The following is a 20,098-nucleotide window of genomic DNA, read 5'->3' on the forward strand; positions in this document are numbered from 1 at the left end:
TTATATACTTAATGAATGGAGGGCCTTGTATGAATTTACTTGCCGGAACAGCGTCACAACAAACACTAGCAAATCAAATAATTTTAGGTTTTGAAATTCTTGGATTAATCGTATCTATATTAATGATAATTGTTGGTTTAGTACAGAATAAAAGTTCACAAACTGGATTGAGTGCTTTAAATGGTGGTAATGATGAATTATTCTCTAACTCAAAAGAAAGAGGAATGGATAAGACTACATCAATATGGATGTTCAGCTTAGGAATTACACTATTTATAATTACAATTGTAATGGGAATTATTTCAAACACTGTTCTAAGTTAATAGTGTTTTTTTAATAGAAAGAGAAATTATGAAAAATATAATATTAGAGCGGTTAAAGAAAAAAGAAAAAATGCACTTAAATGATTTAATTAATAATATGAATGAAAAGTATGAAAGCGTTACTGATGCTTTAAGAATACTTCAAGAAGATCATTTAATAGGATGAAGTAAAGAAAATGTTATTTATTTTGTGGGTGAAAAATATAAAATTGGGTCAATAAAAATAAATGACAAAGGTTTTGGTTTTATAAAAGAACTGAACAGTGAGGATGATGATTTTTTTGTTCCTCCAAATGGACTTAATGGTTCTATATCTTCTGATGAGGTAATTTTTACTGTTCAAAAGGAAAATGATGATAGATTTAAAGCAAATGTTGAAGATGTTATTTTAAGAACAAAAACATCTTTAATTGGTGAAATAAGAAAAAGTAATTGTGGTAGATTTATGGACTTTATACCAAATGAACCAGGATTTAAAAATTATAGAATTGTATTGGTTAATTCAAAAGATTATAAATTAAAAGAAGATTTAATTATAAAAGTCAAAATATTAGATGTAAGAGATAGAAAACTTTTTACAAGAATTCAAAAAATAATTGGTGATGCAAATAAAGCAATAGATAGAATTATTTCAATTGCTTATGAATTTGAAATAAAACCAGAATTTAATAAGCTGACATTAGATAATGCAATTGAAGTTGCTAAACCAATTGATTATAAAGATGAAAAAATTAAAAGAAGACTTTCAAATTCTTTAATAAATAAAAATTTAGTGACAATTGATGGAGCGGATTCAAAAGATCTAGATGATGCAATTTATGTTGAAAAAACAAATAATGGATATAAACTTATTGTTGCAATTGCTGATGTAAGTTATTATGTAACTCCATTCTCACCTTTGGATAATACAGCTTTATTTAGAGGAAACTCTGTTTATTTAGCAAATAAAGTAATACCAATGTTACCTGAAAAATTATCTAATGGAGTTTGTAGTTTAAATCCAAATGAAGAAAAATTATGTATGGTTGCAGAAATGGATTTTGATTTAAAAGGAAATGTAATAAGCAAAAAAGTATATGAATCAATTATGATTTCAAAAGCACGTCTAACTTATAAAGAAGTTAATGAGCTATACAATAATAATAAAGTGGAAATTAAAAAAGAAATTATTGATATGTTAATGACTGCAAAAGAGCTTCATGAAATTATTGATTTAGAAAGATCAAATAGAGGAGCAATTGAATTTGATATTGCAGAACCAAAAATAATATTAGATAAAGATTCAAATGTCATTGAAATTGCAAAACGTGGAAGAGGTATTAGTGAAAAACTTATTGAAAATTTTATGGTAAGTGCAAATGAGTGTGTGGCAAGTATCATCTTTGAAAAAAAATTACCTTTTATTTATAGAAATCATGATGTTCCAAAAGAAGAAAATCTTATTGAATGACATTCAATTTTGAGAGCTTTAGGAGTAAATGTTAAATTAACTGATTTAGATAAAATTAATCCAAAAATGATTAAGCAAGCTTTAAGTCAAATTGAAAGTCAGATAACGGATTCAACTGAAAGAGATGTTATTAATGTAACTCTATTAAAATTTATGGAAAAAGCTGCTTATGAATTGGAAAATATAGGACACTTTGGATTAGCAAGTGCTTGTTATACACATTTCACAAGTCCAATTAGAAGATATAGTGATTTGATTGTTCATAGATTTTTAAAACAATATTTAATTTCAAAAGATTTAAGAGAACAGAAATTAGAACAAAATAAAAATTTTGTTCTAAAAGCTTGTGCTATTATTAATGATACAGAAAAACAAGCTGTTTCTGCCGAAAGAGAAGTTAATAAAGTTTGTATGGCTGAGTATATGCAATCTAAAATTGGTCAAGAGTATGAAGGAATTGTTGCTGCAGTATTAAAGTTTGGGATTTTTGTACAACTAGAAAATTGTGTTGAAGGTTTAATTCATATTTCAGAGTTACCTGATTTTACTTTTGAAGAAAAGACAAATATTATGGTAAATAAACAAAATAAAATATTTAGATTAGGTCAGAAAATAAAAATTAAAGTAAAAAATGCAGATGTTAAAAAAAGAATTATAGACTTTGTGCTTGTTTAACGGTGGTGATTAAAATGGGTGAGCATGTATTATTAAAAAATAAAAAAGCATATTTTAATTATGAAATACTTGATAGTTGAGAAGTTGGAATAGTTTTAACTGGGCCAGAAATAAAATCAATTAGAAATAAAGATGTTTCAATTGAGGAATCATTTGTTCTTATTAGAAAAGGTCAAGTGGAAATTTTAAATATGAATATAAAAAATTATGAATTTGCAAATAACATTAAATTAGATGCAACTAGAAATAGAATTTTACTCTTACACAAAAGTGAAATAAAAAAAATAATAAAAAGAGTGCAACTTGAAAATCTTACATTAGTTCCTTTAAAATTATATTTAAAAGATAATTTGGCTAAGTTGGAACTTGGATTAGCAAAAGGGAAAAGAGAAATTGACAAAAGAGAAACAATTAAAAAAAGAGATATTGAAAGAAGATTAAATAAGATTAAGTAATAAATTATTTTTTTATTAAAAATTTTATAATAAATCTATTATACAAAGGAGAAAAAAATGAGAGAAGAAGCATATATATTTTCAATTGTTAGTACAGTATTGTCATCTTTTTTATTAATACCATTAGCTTGAATGATACCAATGACAATAGCCACAAAAAAATCTATTGGAGATAATAAACCTCATATTGCTTTAGGGATTTGTAGTATATTTTTTATGGGTATTTTAGGGTTCATATGTGGAATATTAATTTTAATACCTGAAGAAAATTAATTTTTGAAATTGTTTAAAATAAAAAACACCATTTTAAAATGGTGTTTTTTATTTTAAACTTCTTTATTTTGATCGTTTTCAGTTACATTAACAGTTGGGTTTAAATTTGTATTATTTTCTTTTTTGAATTTATTATATTCAACACAAATCATAATTCCACTTGCTAACATTAAAGCCGAAGGAATCAAACTCAATAATGCATATGTACTTGTCAATATTGTTAATAAAGATAATCCAGATACCACTATTTCAATAATTCCGGCAGCTAAGATTCTCTTCTCATTTTTTGATTTCAAAAAAACTAATATTAATATATATAATATTAATGAAATACCTAATGACACAATTAGAAAACCAATTACAAATGTAGTAACGATGTCACTTTCAATTAAACCTGGTTCCTGTTGCAAGGCTATTGCTCCCAATATTGCAATCACTGTTACTAGTGAACTGAAAACTATGGAAATTATAACGCCTGCTAGTCCTAAACCTTTTGATGTTTTAGTCATTTACTTATTCTCCTCATATTAATAATAATGTTTTTTTGAAATAAAGCAATTTATTTTAGTTAATAAAATTAATTTTTATCTAAATATTAAGAAATGTTGAAATTATTACAGGCAAGATAAAATTTAATAGCACTAAACTTTATACAAATAATGTTTTATAATATATGTATGGGGGTGTCCCGGTTTCGACAGGATACAGCTGACTCATAACTGCAGTGGTCTGGTAGACCTTAATACTTCTAGGTTTGATAAAATGCAAACGAAGAAAAAAATGAATTTGAAATGCCAGCATTTATGATCAATAATGCATCAGCTGGAGTTGCTTTAGCAGCTTAATAAACTTTTTTAAAGTTTATAGTGTTTCAACGTTATGAAGTGTGTTTGTGCTTCATTGATTAACGTATTACCTAGCACAATAGAACAAATGACTCTAATAATAAGTTTGTTTGAAAAATCATTATTAGCGCTAAAAATTTAAATCTTGTTGGCTCTGTTGGTTTTTTAGCGTAAGTTAGAGACAACTAAACTGTAGACGTTATGGGTTGGAGTATTTTGGACGCGGGTTCGATTCCCGCCATCTCCACCATTTTTTTATGCTTAATTGCTTTATAAGAAAGGAATGTAATTTATATGGATATTATAAATGTTTTGATTACATGTCTTTCTTATACAGCAATTATTGCTTTTTGTTATACATTACTTTGAGGTTTAACAAGACATCTTTTTAAAAAAATAGAAGTGTATTATGAAATTCTTTTAGGTTTTATTTTAGGTTTTGTATCAACTTTTTCTCTTATTATAATTTCAATATTGGGAATTAATACTGGAAATTTAGGTATAACAATTTTATTGCCAACATTCTTATATTGAGTTGCAATTGTCTTTATTTCTCCATTTAGTGGAATTGGAATTCTAGTTTGTAATATTTTAAATTTAGCTGTTTTTTCTTCACTCTTTAGCGATTACTTTGGTAAGCCAACTGGTATTTGAAATATAACAATGCTTACATTAGCTTATATAATTCCTCTTGTGAATTATATAATTTCAACTTTTTGAATTAAAATCTCAAAGTGATCAAGTTGATCTATAACTACAATTAGTATACTTATAGTTGGCCTAATTTGAGCATTATCTACAATCAAAACTGCACCATCACTTGATAATTTAGCCAACTTACTTTTTTGATTAGGAAGTGGTTATTTGGCTTATGCATATATTGCAGTTATAAATCAAATTTATTTACATGCATTAAAACTTCAAAATATTGTAGTTTATGATAATACTTATTATTTGAATTTTACTTCAGCACATGATCAAATTTTAAATAAAATTCAAGATGAAAAATATAAATATGGCTTATATATAACTTACTTTATTTCAAATTTTGAAAAATTTGAATCAAAGGTTAATGGTTATATAAGAGAGCAAGTTGTAAATTCAATTTCAGAAGAAAGTTACAATTTACTACAAGAAGAATTTCCTAAAGCAATATTTTTTAAACCAAATTATAAAACTTTTGGTGTGTTTGTGCCTTTTGAATTAAAAGAAGATTTTAGTGAAAAAAATAATTTAAAACTGGAGAAAATAAAAAGTATTTTTTCTACAGTTAATACTTCATTTAATATTAGTAATTATAAAATTAGTGTAAAGTTAAAATCAGTTTGCTCTTTTTATGGTTTGCATTCAAATAATTTAGATACTCTATTAGAATATAATTTACATGTTGAAAATGATTTACTACTTAAATATCAAGATGAAAATATTGTTGTTAATCCAATGGAAATAATAAAAGAGAAAAATCAAAATAAGAAAATGTTATCTTTAAATGAAATTGCTAATTTAAATCAGTTTGTAACTTTGTTTGAACCGATATACTATACAAGAACAAATGATTTTGAATATTATTTTTTAAATGGTCTTATAGATGGTTTAGAAATAAATGCAGATGAGTTTTCTCAAAAAAATAAATTAATATTTGATATGGGATTATCAACATTATTTTTAAGATATACTTCATTTCACTCATTAAAAAAAATGGCTAAGCAAAGTGAAAAAATAAAAAATAAAAAATTCTTTATAAGCTATGACAGTAATTATTTATCAGATAAAGAATTTGATGCTGAAGAATTTATTTTAAAATTAAAAAATCTTAAAATAGATTTATCAAAAATAGTACTTAATTTTGATATAAATAAAGAAGTAGATGATAAAAAAGAATTAGAAAAAAATATTGAAAAATTGAAAAGTCACTCAATACAAATATCAATAAGTAATTTTGGTTCACTTAAAACTGATTTTGCTTTATTAAACTCTTACAAACCAGAATTTATTTTTTTAGAAAATGAAATATCAAAAAAAATAAATTTTGTTAAGGAAAATGAAAAAATAGTAATTGAAAGTCTTAAAATAGCAAATAAATTGGAAGCAAAATTAGTAGCTTCTTCAGTAAATAGTTATTTAATTTATAAACATCTTAAACTTTTAGGAGTAGAATTATTCACTGGTGAACTAATTGGAAGTTCAGTAGAACCTAGAGAAAATATTTCAGATGAGTTAAAATATTTATTAAATAAATAGAAAATTAGGGAGGATATATTATGTTAGAAAGAGAAGAAAAATTAAAGACGTTAAGTGAAGAAATTGAAAAGGTAATTAATGCAAATAATATTAAAGAATTAAGAAAGTTAGAAGAGGAGCATTACCCTCAAGATATTGCAGAAGCTCTTGAAAAATTGGAAGATAAAATTACAATTGTGGCATTAAGATTATTTACAAATGATACAAGTAGTGAAATATTTCCTCACCTTGATGCAGATATACAAGAGGAAATAATAAATAAAATGTCTTCTAAGCAAGTAAGTCTATTATTTTCTGAATTATATACAGATGATATTGTTGATATATTAGAAGAGATGCCTTCAAACATAGTTAAAAAAATTTTAAGATCTTCAACTCCAGAAACTAGAGCTCAAATAAATAGTATTTTAAAATATAATGATGATACTGCTGGAAGTATCATGAGTGTTGATTATACTAGATTCAAAATAAATTGAACTGTAACAGAAGCCATTGAAAAAATAAGAGAAAGAGATGAAGAATCGGAAGATCATAATACGTTTTATGTTGTAGATGATTTAAATAATTTAAAGGGAATTGTTGAATTAAAAGACTTAGTCTTTTCAAAAGGTGAAACTCTTTTATCTGAAATAATGGATGAAAGAGTTATCTTTGCTCGTACAAAAGATGATCAAGAAAGCGTTATAGAGTTATTTAAAAAATATGATATTACAACTCTTCCAGTTATTAATGTTCAACAAAAACTTGTAGGTATTGTTACAGTTGATGATGTCTTAGATGTAATTGAAGAAGAAGTAACTGAGGACATTCATAAAATGGCTGGTATAAGTCCAACAGATGATGAATATTTTAAAACAAGTATTTGAAAAATGGTTAGGTCTAGAAGTGTTTGACTATTACTATTAATGTTATCTGCAACATTTTCACAAATTATAATTTCAGTATTTATAAAAATTTATCATTCAAAAAGTGGCAGTCAAGGAATCTCAGATCAAAACTCAATAAGTTATATTATTATGATTTTATTAGCTCCCTTGTTAACTGTAATTTCTGGAACAACAGGGAATGCTGGAAGTCAATCTTCTACAATGATTGTTCGAGCTTTATCTTTAAAAGAAGTTGAAACAAAAGATTATGCTAGAGTAATGTGGAAGGAATTTAGAGTAGCTATTATTACAGGTTTAATATTAGTGACAGTTAACTTTGTAAGAATGATAATTATTTATTCTATTGAATTTAAAGGGAATTTAAGTAATCCTAACTTATGATATACAATTGCTACAATTTCAATTGCAATGTATTTATCATTAATAATGGCTAAATTAGTTGGGGGAACTCTTCCAATAATTGCTAAAAAACTTAAATTAGATCCAGCAATTATGGCATCACCATTATTAACAACTCTTGTTGACGCATTATCAACAGCTTTATTCTTTTCTGTAGGTTTAATTTTCTTTATATAATTTTTTATATAGGAATTTAATATGAGATTAAGAAATAAAAATTGAACAAAAAATTTCATTGAAGAAAATTTAAAATACTTAATAACTACAGAAGAAAAAATTAATGCAAGTAAATTATTTTCTAAAAAGCAAGATACTTTTTTAGAAATTGGTTGTGGTAAAGGTCAATTTATAATTGAACAAGCAAAAAATAAATCTAATAAAAATTTTATTGCTATGGAAAAAGAAACAACTGTAATGGGAGTTGCTTTAAAAAAAGCTATCAATCAGGAAAATTTTGATCTTAAAAATTTATTATTTTTAAATCGCTTTGCTGAAAATTTGTTAGATATATTTGAGCGGAATTCTTTAAAAGGAATATTCTTAAATTTTTCAGACCCATGACCAAAAGCAAAACACTTTAAAAAAAGATTAACTTATCTAAAGTTTTTAGAAATTTATTGAGACCTATTAGCAGATAATGGTATTATTGAAATTAAAACAGATAATGATCAATTATATGATTTTAGTTTGGAACAAATTAAAGACTCTAAGTTTAAAATTATTTATGAAACAAATGATTTATATTCTAATAAGGAGTTTCTAAAAGATAATATTCAAACCGAGTATGAACAGAAGTTCTATGCACTTGGGAAAAAAATTAAAAAAATTGTAATAAAAAAAGAGGTTTAGTTTTTTTCTATAACCTCTTTTTTTGGTGGATTTTTAATAAATTCCAAATATTGATTTCTAAATTCCTCATTTTGTGAAATTAAGTATTTGTTAATTTCAAAAAATAAATATAAATAAATAACATTTATAATAAAAATAATTAAATAGATTCATCAAGTTTCAGAAGCATTTTGTACTCAAGATACTTGATTAATCACTGAACCACTTGTCATTTCAATAAAGAAAGCTCCGATTGAAAATATAGTTATAAAGATAGATACAAACCTACTTTTCAAAATTCTAATTTCTTTGTCATCTGTTTCTGTATTTGTTATAACTTCTATATTGTAAAATAGAGAAATAGATATTTTGCTTAAGTTTGTTAATAGACAGACCATATAGACTAATAAAAAATTTAAATTGAATTGACAAAACAGAGATATTTTTTTTCTTAATTCTAAACCACTCATACTCAGAATTATAATTGAAGAAATAACCATAAAAGATAATGTCAATGAAGCAAATCATAGTATTGGTTTTCTCAAATCCTTTTTAATTATTTTAAAGTCCATTTTTTTCACCTTTTTATATTATATTTTATTATTGTTAAAATTGTAAAATAATATAAATATAATTCTTTTTTTCAAAGTATTCATTCTATAATAAAGGTGTAAATTAAATAAAAGCTTTTATAAGTCGACATAAAGGGTTGATGTTTCTACAATGTACCAATACATTACCTAAAAGCAAAAATTAAAGGAATTTTTAATTTACATATATAAAGTCCTTTTTATCAAACATAATAGCAATAATTAGTTTACACAAATAAATAAATATAGGAGAAAAAACGAAGTGAAAAAATTACTTTCAGGATTAATGGCTGGGGTTGTTGTTTGCTCATCAACTTCTAGTCTAGTTTCGTGTAGTAAATTATCTGCAATATCAGAAATATATTTAGTAACAGATGCAGGTAAAATCTCTGATAAGTCTTTTAATGAATCAACTTTTAAAGCAGGAAATGAATTCCTTCAAGAAGTTCTTCAAAGAAAAGATTGAAAAATATCTAAAATTGAACCAGAAAATAGTAGTTCAAAAGTAATGAAAAATCAATATAGAAATGCAAGAAATAATGGAGCAAAAATTATTTTGTTACCTGGATTTCACCATGCAATGCCTGGAGAAGGTGAAAACTATGCTCCACAAGTTATGAGTGAAAAAGGTTCCACAATTTTTCTAGATGGAGAAAGTTCAGCTACTAATGAAATTGGATTTAGTTTTAGAGGAGACATTTCTGGCTTTTATGCTGGAATGAGTTCGATAATTTGGGGTCTCCAACAAGGAAATAAATATAAGGAAATTTCTCTTGGTTCATTTGGTGGAATATCAAATCCAAGGGCAGTTGATGCATTTATTGTTGGATATTTAGCAGCTATTGAAGTTTTCAATGAACTTAAAAAAACTGATGAAGGAAAAGCAAAGCTTAAAGATTTTGGTTTAAATGATGAGGCATATGCCAAAAAAGTCAAAATGACCCAAAGTCAATTTCCTAATTCTCCATCAGATGCAAGTTGATATTCTAATTCATTCCAACAAGGAGATGGATTAGTTGTATCAAGTACTTTGATGCAGAATGGTGCTAACTTTATAATGCCAGTTGCAGGACCACAAACTATAGACGTAGTTGGTCTTTCAAAACAAAAAGATGGAGGAGATACTGTCAAAGTGATTGGTGTAGATACTAATCAAGCAGAAGCATTTCCTCAAAATAAAAATATGTTTTTAACAAGTGCTGAAAAAGATCTTCAGAATGCTACAATAGCTGGTTTAGCACATACACCATATTGAATTGAAAAAGATATAGAAGTTGTTGGAAAGACAGCCACTTACTTAAAAGGTAAAATAAATTTAACTGAAAAAAATGAAGAAACAGGAAAGTTTGAATCAGTAGAAATTGATGATGAATTCCCTTGAAGTGAGTTGGAATGAAAAGAAGGTAAAGTTGGAAGAACACTTTGAGTTGGTGGAAATATGTCAGCTGGAGGCAACAATTTAGCTACTCCAGAATTAAAAGAAAAAATTCTTTTAATTTTTGAACCAGACGTATTAACACAAGCTTCAATAGAATTGTTTGAAACAATTGATAACAATGCATTTGAAAAATCGTTAATTAATGAAAAAACAATTAAGGCTTATGCTGATAGAATTTTAAATGGTTCTGCAGGAGGTGCTTTCTAAATGGCTAAATATGCAATTGAAATGGAAGATATCTCAATGATTTTTAATAAAAAAGTTATTGCAAATGAAAACATTAATTTTAAAGTTGAAAAGGGAGAAATACATTGTTTAGTTGGTGAAAATGGTGCTGGTAAGTCAACACTAATGTCAATTCTATTTGGTATCTACCAACCAACAAAGGGTATTATTAAAATAAATGGTAAAGAAGAAATAATTACTTCTCCAATAAAAGCAACAAAATTAGGAATAGGAATGGTACATCAACATTTCAAAATGATTGATATTCTTCCTGTTTGAAAAAATATTGCTTTAGGTGTTGAAGATGTTATTGGCTGAGAATTTATTAATAAAAAAGCAGTTATTGAAAAAACTACTGAATTAATGCACAAATATAATTTAGAAGTGGATTTAAATAAAAAAGTTCAAAATATATCTGTAGGTATGAAACAAAGAGTTGAAATTTTAAAAATATTATACAGAGATGCAGATATTCTTGTTTTTGATGAACCAACAGCTGTATTAACACCAGCAGAAATTGATGGATTATTAGATGTTATGTTGGAATTTAAAAAAATGGGTAAGACAATTATCTTTATTACTCATAAATTTGCTGAGATAGAAAAAGTGGCTGATAAAGCAACTGTAATACGAAAGGGAAAATATATTGGTACTTATGATGTTAAAAAAATAGGTATTAAAGATATTTCAAAAGCTATGGTTGGAAGATCCCTTGTTGAAGTTAAAAATAATTCAACAGCAACTGTGGGCGAAACTGTAATTAAGTTTGAAAATATTAATGTAAAAAAACATAGTAATAATAAAGTCATTGGTCTAAAGAATTTTAATTTAGAATTAAAGGAAGGCGAAATAGTTGCTATTGCTGGTGTTGAAGGTAATGGCCAAAATGAAATTGCTTCGGTTCTTAGTGGATTAACAAAACCATTAAGTGGAAAAATATTTTATAGAGGTGACGATATTACAAAATCTTCAGTTTCAAAAAGATATTTAAAAAATAAAATGAGTTTTATTCCAGAAGATAGGCATGAACATGGATTAGTTTTGGATGCAAATATTATAAATAATACAACACTACAAGATATTTCAACTAACAAATATAGTAAGTGGTGATTTGTAAATTTTGCAAAAGTTCAAAATCATACTCAAAAAATAATTAAAGACTATGATGTAAGAAATGCCGATTCAGGATTTAGAATTGCAAGAGATTTGTCTGGAGGTAATCAACAAAAGGTTATTATAGGACGAGAGCTTTCAAGAGAAAATGATTTTATAATTATTTTTCAACCTACAAGAGGGTTAGATGTTGGTTCAATAGAATTTATACATCAACAGATTTTAAAAGCAAAAGAAGAAAGAAAAGCAATATTGTTAATTTCATATGAACTTTCAGAAGTAATGCAATTAGCAGATCAAATTGTTGTTCTTAACTCTGGAAATATTATTGGTAAATTAGATAAAAAAGAAGCGACTAAAGAAAAAATTGGTCAATTAATGACTTCGAATATGGAAGGAGTTAGTACAAATGTTTAAAGTTAAGTTATGAACTCTAAAAGTTAAAACAGAAGCATTTGTAAAGTCCCCTGGTTTTTTAGAAAAATTAGGTTTTGTAAAATCTTCTGTAATATCAATTGTACTTGGTCTTTTAGTTGGGGTTCTATTCATATTCAGTAACGGAGAAAATGGATTTGCTTTCTTAGGAACTGCATTTGTTAGAGCTTTATCAACAAATGTTGATAGAACATTAGTTTATTTTGGAGTATACATTTTAATTGGATTAGGATTAGCTCTCGGATTTAAATTAAAAATATTTAATATGGGTGGTTCGGGACAAATTCTTTCAGGTTTATTAATGTCTTATTTAATAATGAGTTCGATAGGTAATGATACAAAAAACGCTTTTCTGATTTTTATAATGTTTATAATTTCAGGAATGTTAATATCTGTACTTTGTGGAGCAATGAAAGTTTATTTAAATGTTCATGAAGTGGCTTCATCAATATTACTGAATTGAATATTTTGATATTTATTAAAATGATATATGACTGTATCAGGAACACCAGCAGCGTCACCTTCATTAAATGAATCAATGGCTATGTTAGGTAATTCACTTTGAGCGTTATGCGTTATGTTAGCATTAATATCTGTTGTAGTAGTATATATTATATTTACATTTACTACAACTGGATATAAAGTTAAAGTAATTGGTAATTCACCAACAGCTGCAAAATATGCAGGTATTAAGAGTCAATATTACATTCTAATGGTTATGGCAATACAAGGAGCTTTAATTAGTATGGCTGGTTTCTTTTATTACTTTTTAATTCAAGGAAGTGTAACTTTTAATAAGGACTTAGTTCCTCAACTTGGTTTTGATGGAATTCCTATTGCACTAGTTGCCTTTAATAATATTTTGGGTATTGTGCCAATTGCGTTCTTTTGAGCAATTGTTAAAGAGGGTGCTGCTGTTGCAATTACAACACCTAACTTTAATAATTTACAACCAGAAGTTGCTGACTTAATCTTTGGAATTATAATTTATTGTTCAACACTTTATGTAATATTTATTAAATTAAATTTATGAACTAAAATAAAAGAAAAATTATATCTTGAAAAAGATATAATTACAAAAAATCAAATTGGAGTTTATAAATTAGAAATTAAAAGTATCAAAAAATTAATTAAAGAAATTCCCCATTTAGAGGATTTAGTAGCAATTAAAGAAGAAATTAAAAAAACTTCAAGAAATGACAAACAAAAAATAAAAGATTTATCTTATCAATATAATGAATTAAAAACTTTTCATCATAGAAAACATTTAAAAAATATTGAAGCAATAAAACAATTAATTCATGATGCAATTGAAAATGGGTATAGAAATTATCGATTAAATTCTATTAATGGATTATGAATTAACTTCAATAATCAGAAAATTGGAAAACAATTTGTAGCTTTAGACATAATAATTGAGAAAATAAGTGATTATGATAAAAATGAAAAATCAATCATTTCTCAAGAATGTAAAGAGTTGATTGAAAATACAAAAAAAGAAATAAGTGTTTTAAAAGAAAGTTATCTTGCTTCAAAATTAGAAGCAAAAAATTTCTTAAAAGATTTAAAAAATGAATACAAAAAAAACTTAAAAGAAAATCAGGATACTGAAAAAATTAAAAAAGAATATTTTGAAAGATTAGTGGAGGTGAAAGATAAATATGACAGACTTCATTAGTGCATTGTTTAGTGATACATCTACTTTCTTTGCAATATTTATGTTAGCAGCAATTGCTGGTATGTTTTCAGAAAGGTCTGGAGTTGTAAATCTTGGTATTGAAGGGTTTATGACAATGGGAGCTTTAGGTTATAGTTTATTTGGGTTTGCAGTGCATTCATCTGGTGCTGAAATAAGTCAATGATGACAATTAATTGGATTATTTGTTGGAGCTGTAATGGGAGGATTACTATCATTATTGCATGCGTTTACGGCAATAAAATTAAAGGGAGATCAAATTATTTCTGGTACTGCCATAAATATCTTAGCTCAAGGAATTGCTTTAGTTCTAGCAACTTCAACATTAACAGGTCCAGAAAATTATATTTCAACTGGATTTATGGTAATTGGAATTGGATCAGGAATTAATATAATAATTACACTATACTTAGTTATAGCAATAATTATTTCTTTAATAGTAGGATTTTACTTTACATTTACAAAAACAGGTACAAGACATATAGCAGCTGGTGAAAATCCTCATGCTTTAGATTCAGCTGGAATTTCAGTTACAAAATACAGAGTAGTTTGTATATTGATTTCTGGAATGCTTGCAGGTTTAGCAGGAGCAATATTTGTTGTATCAAGACTATTAGGTAGTTTTGCAGGTTCAGTGCAAGGTTATGGTTATATTTCTCTTGCGATTATGATTTTAGGACAATGAAGAATTAGTATGATTGCTTTATTCTCATTTGTATTTTCATTAATGTTTGCCTTTGGTACAAGATTACCAGTAATTGAAAATGCTGGAAATTGAATGAAAACAAATGGATCACTGTTTAGAATCTTACCATTTGTGATGTCTTTGGTTATTATGATGATTTTTGCAAGAAAATCAAAACCACCAAAAGCCAATGGAATCCCATTTGATAAAACACAGAGATAAAATAATAAAAAAAATTTCTATGGAAATTTTTTTTTATTTAGTTAAAATTACCTTGGTAAGAGGAGGATTATTATTTTGAATATACCAACACCACATATTAATGCTAAAAAAGAAGATATAGCAAAAATCGTATTAATGCCAGGAGATCCATTAAGAGCAAAAAAAATCGCAGAAACATATTTAGAAGATGTAAAACTTGTAAATGAAGTTAGAAATATGTTTATGTATACAGGAACTTACAAAGGTGTAAAAATTACTGTTGCTGGAAGTGGAATGGGTTGTCCAAGTATTGGAATTTACTCATATGAGCTTTTTAAATTTTATGATGTAGATTACATTATAAGAGTTGGAAGTGCTGGAAGTTATAAAGAAGAAATAAAAGTTTATGACATTTTTAATGTTAAAGAATCATTTGGAGAAAACAATTATGCAAAAATTGCTGCAAACATTGATTCAAACATAATTGAAGCAGGTAAAGTTTTATTTGATAAAATAGAAGAAGTTGCAAAGAAAAAGAATATTAAAATTCATAGTGGAAGATGTCACTCATCTGATGTTTTCTATAGATATGAAAATGTACTTGATTTTGCAAAGGCTAATAATTTATCTCTTGTTGAAATGGAAACTTTTGCATTATTTGCAAATGCAAAACTTACAAAAAAACAAGCAGCGTGCTTATTGACAGTTTCAGATAGTTTAGTTACTAATGAAGTAACAAGTGCTGAAGAAAGACAAAATAATTTTATGGGAATGATAGAGCTTGCTCTAGAAGCTTCAATAGAGTTAAAATAGTAAATTAAAAAGCAAAAAAACACCAAAATGGTGTTTTTTTGCTTTTTGGAAAAATATTCTATTAGACCTTTTACTAAACATTAAAATATAGTAAAATTAATTTAACTTTATAAAGGGAGGATTTAAATGAGAATTTTGGCTATTGAGTCAAGTTGTGATGAATTTAGTATTTCAATCATGGATAAAGGAAAAGTTTTATCTAATGTAATTTCAAGTCAAATAAAAGAACACTCCGAATTTGGAGGAGTTATTCCGGAATTAGCTTCAAGATTACATGTTGAAAACTTTCATTGGGTATTATTAGATTCACTTCAACAAAGTAATTCTCAGTTAGAAGATATAGATTATATTTCTTATACATCTAATCCAGGACTTATTGGAAGTCTAATTATAGGAAAATTAGTTGCACAAACTATATCGACGTATTTAAAAAAACCATTGCTAGATATGAATCATATTGAAGGCCATATTTATGGAGCCAATATTGAACAAAAATTTCAATATCCAGTATTAGCTTTAGTGGTTAGTGGTGGTCATACACAAATTCAACTTTTAAAGGAATCATTGAGTTTTGAATTAATAGGTACTACTCAAGATGATGCTGTTGGTGAATGTTATGATAAAGTTGCAAGAGTCTTAGGATTTAATTATCCTGGTGGACCTGTAATAGATAAATTAGCGCAAAATGGAAATGATAAAAAATATAAATTACCAATTAGCAAAAATGATGATAGTTATGATTTTTCATTCTCGGGTTTAAAAACTGCGAGTCTCAATTTGATCAATAAACTTAATCAAAATAATGAAGAGATTATAATTGAAGACTTTTGTGCAAGTTTTCAAAAAACAGCGATTGATACTTTAATGATAAAGTTTGAAAAAGCAATTAAGGAATTTAAACCTAATACAATAACTGTTGTGGGAGGAGTTAGTGCAAATCAAAGCATTAGAAGCATTTTTTATAAAGTAGGAGAAAAATATAATATAAAAAAAGTTATTATTCCAGATTTAAAGTATTGTACAGATAATGCAGCTATGATAGCTGAGCTGACAAATGAGTATTTAGTTAAAGATAAAAAGTAGGAGAAAATTTATGAGATCATTTTTAAGCAAATTAACAACTATTGATGATAAAGATTTAACAATAAAAGAAAAGAAAATTGTTGACTATATTAAAGATCACTTAAAAGAAATTGTTGATACTAATATGAAAATTGAAAGAATGGCACAAGAAGCAGGAACAGGATATAGTGCTATTTATGGGTTACTAAAAAAATTAAACATTAAGGGGTTTAGAGATTTTGCTATTTCACTTGCAAATGATGCAGAAAATCAGGAAATAAATATAGCAAAAAATGACGAAAATGTGGTTTCTGGATATATTAATATAATTAAACAAAACTATGCTTTAATAGAAAAGAAATCAATATTTGATACATTAAATATTATTAAATCTTCAAAAAAAATATTTTTTTGTTATTGAGAAAATTTACTTTCAGGTCCAGCTCAAGAACTTTCTAACTTTTTTTACAAAAGTGGATTTAATGTTTACTTATTAGACAGTGATCAAGAAACAATAAAAGATAGAATTAAAACTTCAAATGAAGATGATATTTTTATTTTCTTTACAAGATATGGTAATTCATCAAGATTAGATAAAGCTATAACTGAATTGGGAGAAATGAAAAGAAAAGTAATATATATTTCAGGAAAAGTAGCGTCAAGTGATATTACAAAATACTTAAGTTCTATTCATACATTAATTGTTGATAATCCTGATAAAAGTATATATAAGGGACATATTTCTAATTCTGTACCCTTTAATTATTTTAATGATTTATTAATTTATCACTTTTTAAATTCAGATAATTAATTATGTAGAAAAGAATATTAAACTATGAAAAAATCAAAAAGACAAAGAAAAAATACATTATTAAATAGTGTTAAAAGAAGTTTTAGAGTTTTCTATTCAGGATTAGAAAAACCTTTTTCTCAATCCTCTTTAAGAGTTTCTAAAAAAGTCAAGGTATATAATAAAACCAAAGAAGATAAAATTTGACTTAAAGAAATTCTTACAACAAATAAAATTGTTAGAAGGTTTTATAAAAGACCAGAAATTGAAGTAAAAGATATTGAAAATTTATCTTCAATTAATTTTAAAGCTAGAGATGGGTTAAATATTTCAGGTTTAGTTTATGAACCTAATAAAAACTCAAATAAATGAGTAATTGCTTGTCATTGATTTGCTGGACATAAAACTTGATCACTTCATCATGCAATGGCATTTGCAAAGATGGGTTACAATATTTTAGTTTTTGACTTTAGAGGCCATGGTCAATCAGAAAATGGTTCTACAACTATGGGTGCTAATGAGCAACATGATTTGATGGGTGCAGTTGATTGAATTAAAGAAAATAAAAAAGTTGATAAACTAGCATTAATGGGAACTAGTATGGGTGCTTTTGTAATCAATTATTGTTCAATAGTATACAAAGAAGAATTTGAAAAATTAAATTTACAATTTTTAGTTTCCGATGCAGGATTTGGAAGTGTCTTTAGATTATTTTTGCATGTTAGAAATATTTATTTATTTTTACTACCAAAAAGAAGAACTAAAAAAGTTATTAATAGATTAATTGAAAAACATAATAGACATGAAAGCAATTTAAATTTGCATAATGCAAGTATATTTAAAGTTTTAGATACAGCTGATCATAAGAGTTTATTTCCAACTTTATTTTTTCATTCAACAGATGATAAAGTTACAAGTTGCTCAGATACTTATGAATTATTATTAAAAAGAAATTGTAAAAAAGATGATTATTTAGTTTTTAACTTTTCAATGCACACTCAATCAGTAAGGTATCACTTTAAGACATACAATTACAAGTTGGCAGAGTTCATTAATTTGTATGAAAAAGATAATGAATTATTTAATCAATTAGTTGAAGATTGAAACTTATTAAAATTTGAAAGAAAAGATAAAATTTCTCTTTTATTAAATTAGTTAATAAAAATAAAAGAGAGTTTTAACTTTCTTTTTTGTATAATAATATTGTAAGAGGAAGTGTTAATATGAAAGATATTAAAGAATTATATTTAAAATATAAAGAAATAAAAAGTATAAATTTAATTGCAAGAGTAAGAAATAATAGACAAGGTAAAGCTGTCAGTTTTTTAGTTTTAAATGATGGAACAACAATTAAAGATGTTCAAGTAGTTTATAAATCTGATGTTAAAGGTTATGAACAAGCCACACAATCTAGAGTGGGTTCAATCATTGAAATTAAAGGTAAAGTAATTTTAACTCCTGGTAAGCAACAAGAGTTTGAAATTCAAGCTGAAGAAATTATTTTATTAGATCAAGCAATTGAAGAATATCCACTTCAAAAAAAAGAACACTCTCCTGAATTCTTAAGAGAGATATCTCATTTAAGAGCTAGAACAAAAACTTTTCAATCTATTTTTAAAATTAGATCAGTAGCAGCATTTGCTATTCATAAATTTTTTCAAGAAAAAAATTATATTTATGTAAATACACCAATAATTACAGGAAATGATGCTGAGGGTGCAGGAGAATCATTTACAGTTACCACAAAAAAAGATGGTAACTATGAAGACGATTTTTTTGGTAAAAAAGCAAGTTTAACAGTTTCTGGTCAATTGCATGGTGAATCATATGCTCAGGCTTTTAAAAATATTTATACTTTTGGTCCAACTTTTAGAGCAGAAAATTCTCATACTTCAAAACATGCAGCTGAATTCTGAATGATAGAACCGGAAATGGCTTTTTGTGATTTAAAAGAAAATTTAGAAGTAATTGAAAGTTTAATTAAATATACAATTAACTATATTTTTGAAACTGCAAAAGAAGAATTAGAATTTTGCAATGAAAATTTAGAAACAGGATTAATTGATAAATTAAATAATGTAAGAAAATCTAATTTTGTTGTAAGTAAATATGAAGAGGTTATTGAAGTTCTTAAACAAGCAGTTAAAAATGGTCATAAATTTGAAGAATCAAATATTGAATTTGGTCTTGATTTGGCTACAGAACATGAAAGATATATTTGTGAGGTTGTTAATAAGTGCCCAACATTTGTAACCAATTACCCAAAAGAGATTAAAGCATTTTACATGAAACAAGATGAAAATAATAAAACTGTTGCAGCAGCAGATTTATTAGTTCCAGGAATTGGTGAATTAGTTGGTGGTAGTCAAAGAGAAGATAGTTTTGATAAAATTATTAAAAGATGTAAAGAAATGGGAATTGAACCTGAGGATTTAAGTTGATATAACGAACTTAGAAATTTTGGATATTATAAATCATCAGGATTTGGATTAGGATTTGAAAGACTTATAATGTATGTTACTGGAGCTTCAAATATAAGAGATGTAATTTCTTTTCCAAGAACACCTAAAAATTTATTATTTTAAAAGCAAAATATTTTTGCTTTTTTATTTATTATGTATTTCTAGAAAAGGTTTTTTGTACTTATAAATTAGTGTAAAATTATTGTAATAAG

18 protein-coding genes and 1 other RNA gene are annotated in these 20,098 nt (G+C 25.9%); 17 read left to right on the plus strand and 2 right to left on the minus strand.

Going from position 1 to position 20,098, the window contains the following annotated elements; all coding sequences use genetic code 4:
* The first annotated feature begins 29 nt into the window (after positions 1-29).
* From secG to SCANT_RS00395, 4 genes are read left to right on the plus strand one after another with little or no spacing between them, the layout of a single operon-like run.
* Positions 30-323: a preprotein translocase subunit SecG gene (gene secG / locus SCANT_RS00380; protein WP_053945765.1), complete on the plus strand. Its 294-nt coding sequence runs from the start codon at positions 30-32 to the stop codon at positions 321-323.
* Between the two features lie 28 nt (positions 324-351).
* Positions 352-2,448 (plus strand): ribonuclease R, encoded by a 2,097-nt coding sequence (rnr, locus tag SCANT_RS00385; protein WP_053945766.1) that lies wholly within the window; start codon positions 352-354, stop codon positions 2,446-2,448.
* A 14-nt stretch (positions 2,449-2,462) separates the two neighbouring features.
* Positions 2,463-2,903, plus strand: coding sequence for an SsrA-binding protein SmpB (smpB, locus tag SCANT_RS00390; RefSeq protein ID WP_053945767.1), 441 nt, complete (start codon positions 2,463-2,465; stop codon positions 2,901-2,903).
* A gap of 57 nt (positions 2,904-2,960) precedes the next feature.
* Entirely contained in the window at positions 2,961-3,176 is a 216-nt protein-coding gene (locus SCANT_RS00395; protein WP_053945768.1) for a hypothetical protein, read from the plus strand.
* Positions 3,177-3,229: 53 nt separating this feature from the next.
* Here SCANT_RS00395 and SCANT_RS00400 read toward each other — a convergent pair whose 3' ends face one another.
* Entirely contained in the window at positions 3,230-3,685 is a 456-nt protein-coding gene (locus SCANT_RS00400) for a hypothetical protein (RefSeq protein ID WP_053945769.1), read from the minus strand.
* A gap of 170 nt (positions 3,686-3,855) precedes the next feature.
* Here SCANT_RS00400 and ssrA point away from each other — a divergent pair.
* The 4 genes from ssrA (at position 3,856) to trmB (ending at position 8,397) form a co-directional block, all read left to right on the plus strand.
* Positions 3,856-4,271, plus strand: a transfer-messenger RNA (tmRNA) gene (ssrA, locus tag SCANT_RS05240).
* Positions 4,272-4,315: 44 nt separating this feature from the next.
* A complete protein-coding gene (locus tag SCANT_RS00405) occupies positions 4,316-6,262 on the plus strand; it encodes an EAL domain-containing protein (RefSeq protein WP_053945770.1) in 1,947 nt (648 codons plus the stop codon).
* 20 nt (positions 6,263-6,282) lie between these two features.
* A complete protein-coding gene (gene mgtE / locus SCANT_RS00410) occupies positions 6,283-7,725 on the plus strand; it encodes a magnesium transporter (protein ID WP_053945771.1) in 1,443 nt (480 codons plus the stop codon).
* A gap of 21 nt (positions 7,726-7,746) precedes the next feature.
* The gene (gene trmB, locus SCANT_RS00415) at positions 7,747-8,397 is read left to right on the plus strand and encodes a tRNA (guanosine(46)-N7)-methyltransferase TrmB (protein WP_053945772.1); all 651 of its coding nucleotides are present in this window, start codon (positions 7,747-7,749) and stop codon (positions 8,395-8,397) included.
* Here trmB and SCANT_RS00420 read toward each other — a convergent pair.
* A complete protein-coding gene (locus SCANT_RS00420; RefSeq protein ID WP_053945773.1) occupies positions 8,394-8,948 on the minus strand; it encodes a hypothetical protein in 555 nt (184 codons plus the stop codon). The two genes, trmB and SCANT_RS00420, sit on opposite strands and share 4 nt — an antisense overlap.
* Positions 8,949-9,228: 280 nt before the next feature.
* On the opposite strand from SCANT_RS00420, the gene SCANT_RS00425 reads away from it, so the two are divergent.
* From SCANT_RS00425 to asnS, 9 genes are all read left to right on the plus strand, one after another.
* Complete coding sequence (locus SCANT_RS00425; RefSeq protein ID WP_053945774.1) at positions 9,229-10,611, plus strand: type 1 periplasmic-binding domain-containing protein; 1,383 nt, start codon at positions 9,229-9,231, stop codon at positions 10,609-10,611.
* Complete coding sequence (locus SCANT_RS00430; protein ID WP_053945775.1) at positions 10,612-12,159, plus strand: ABC transporter ATP-binding protein; 1,548 nt, start codon at positions 10,612-10,614, stop codon at positions 12,157-12,159.
* Positions 12,152-13,855 (plus strand): ABC transporter permease, encoded by a 1,704-nt coding sequence (locus tag SCANT_RS00435; RefSeq protein WP_053945776.1) that lies wholly within the window; start codon positions 12,152-12,154, stop codon positions 13,853-13,855. Before SCANT_RS00430 ends, SCANT_RS00435 begins: the two co-directional genes overlap by 8 nt.
* Positions 13,839-14,780, plus strand: coding sequence for an ABC transporter permease (locus SCANT_RS00440; protein WP_053945777.1), 942 nt, complete (start codon positions 13,839-13,841; stop codon positions 14,778-14,780). Before SCANT_RS00435 ends, SCANT_RS00440 begins: the two co-directional genes overlap by 17 nt.
* An 81-nt stretch (positions 14,781-14,861) precedes the next feature.
* The gene (gene deoD, locus SCANT_RS00445) at positions 14,862-15,572 is read left to right on the plus strand and encodes a purine-nucleoside phosphorylase (RefSeq protein ID WP_083434237.1); all 711 of its coding nucleotides are present in this window, start codon (positions 14,862-14,864) and stop codon (positions 15,570-15,572) included.
* Positions 15,573-15,698: 126 nt separating this feature from the next.
* A complete protein-coding gene (gene tsaD / locus SCANT_RS00450) occupies positions 15,699-16,655 on the plus strand; it encodes a tRNA (adenosine(37)-N6)-threonylcarbamoyltransferase complex transferase subunit TsaD (protein ID WP_053945778.1) in 957 nt (318 codons plus the stop codon).
* A 10-nt stretch (positions 16,656-16,665) separates the two neighbouring features.
* A complete protein-coding gene (locus SCANT_RS00455) occupies positions 16,666-17,445 on the plus strand; it encodes a MurR/RpiR family transcriptional regulator (protein ID WP_053945779.1) in 780 nt (259 codons plus the stop codon).
* 24 nt (positions 17,446-17,469) lie between these two features.
* On the plus strand, positions 17,470-18,579 hold the full coding sequence (locus SCANT_RS00460) for an alpha/beta hydrolase (protein ID WP_053945780.1): 1,110 nt from the start codon (positions 17,470-17,472) through the stop codon (positions 18,577-18,579).
* A 68-nt stretch (positions 18,580-18,647) separates the two neighbouring features.
* Positions 18,648-20,009, plus strand: coding sequence for an asparagine--tRNA ligase (asnS, locus tag SCANT_RS00465; protein WP_053945781.1), 1,362 nt, complete (start codon positions 18,648-18,650; stop codon positions 20,007-20,009).
* The last annotated feature ends 89 nt before the right edge of the window (positions 20,010-20,098 follow it).

The organism is Spiroplasma cantharicola (assembly GCF_001281045.1).
Lineage (GTDB): Bacteria > Bacillota_I > Bacilli_A > Mycoplasmatales > Mycoplasmataceae > Spiroplasma_A > Spiroplasma_A cantharicola.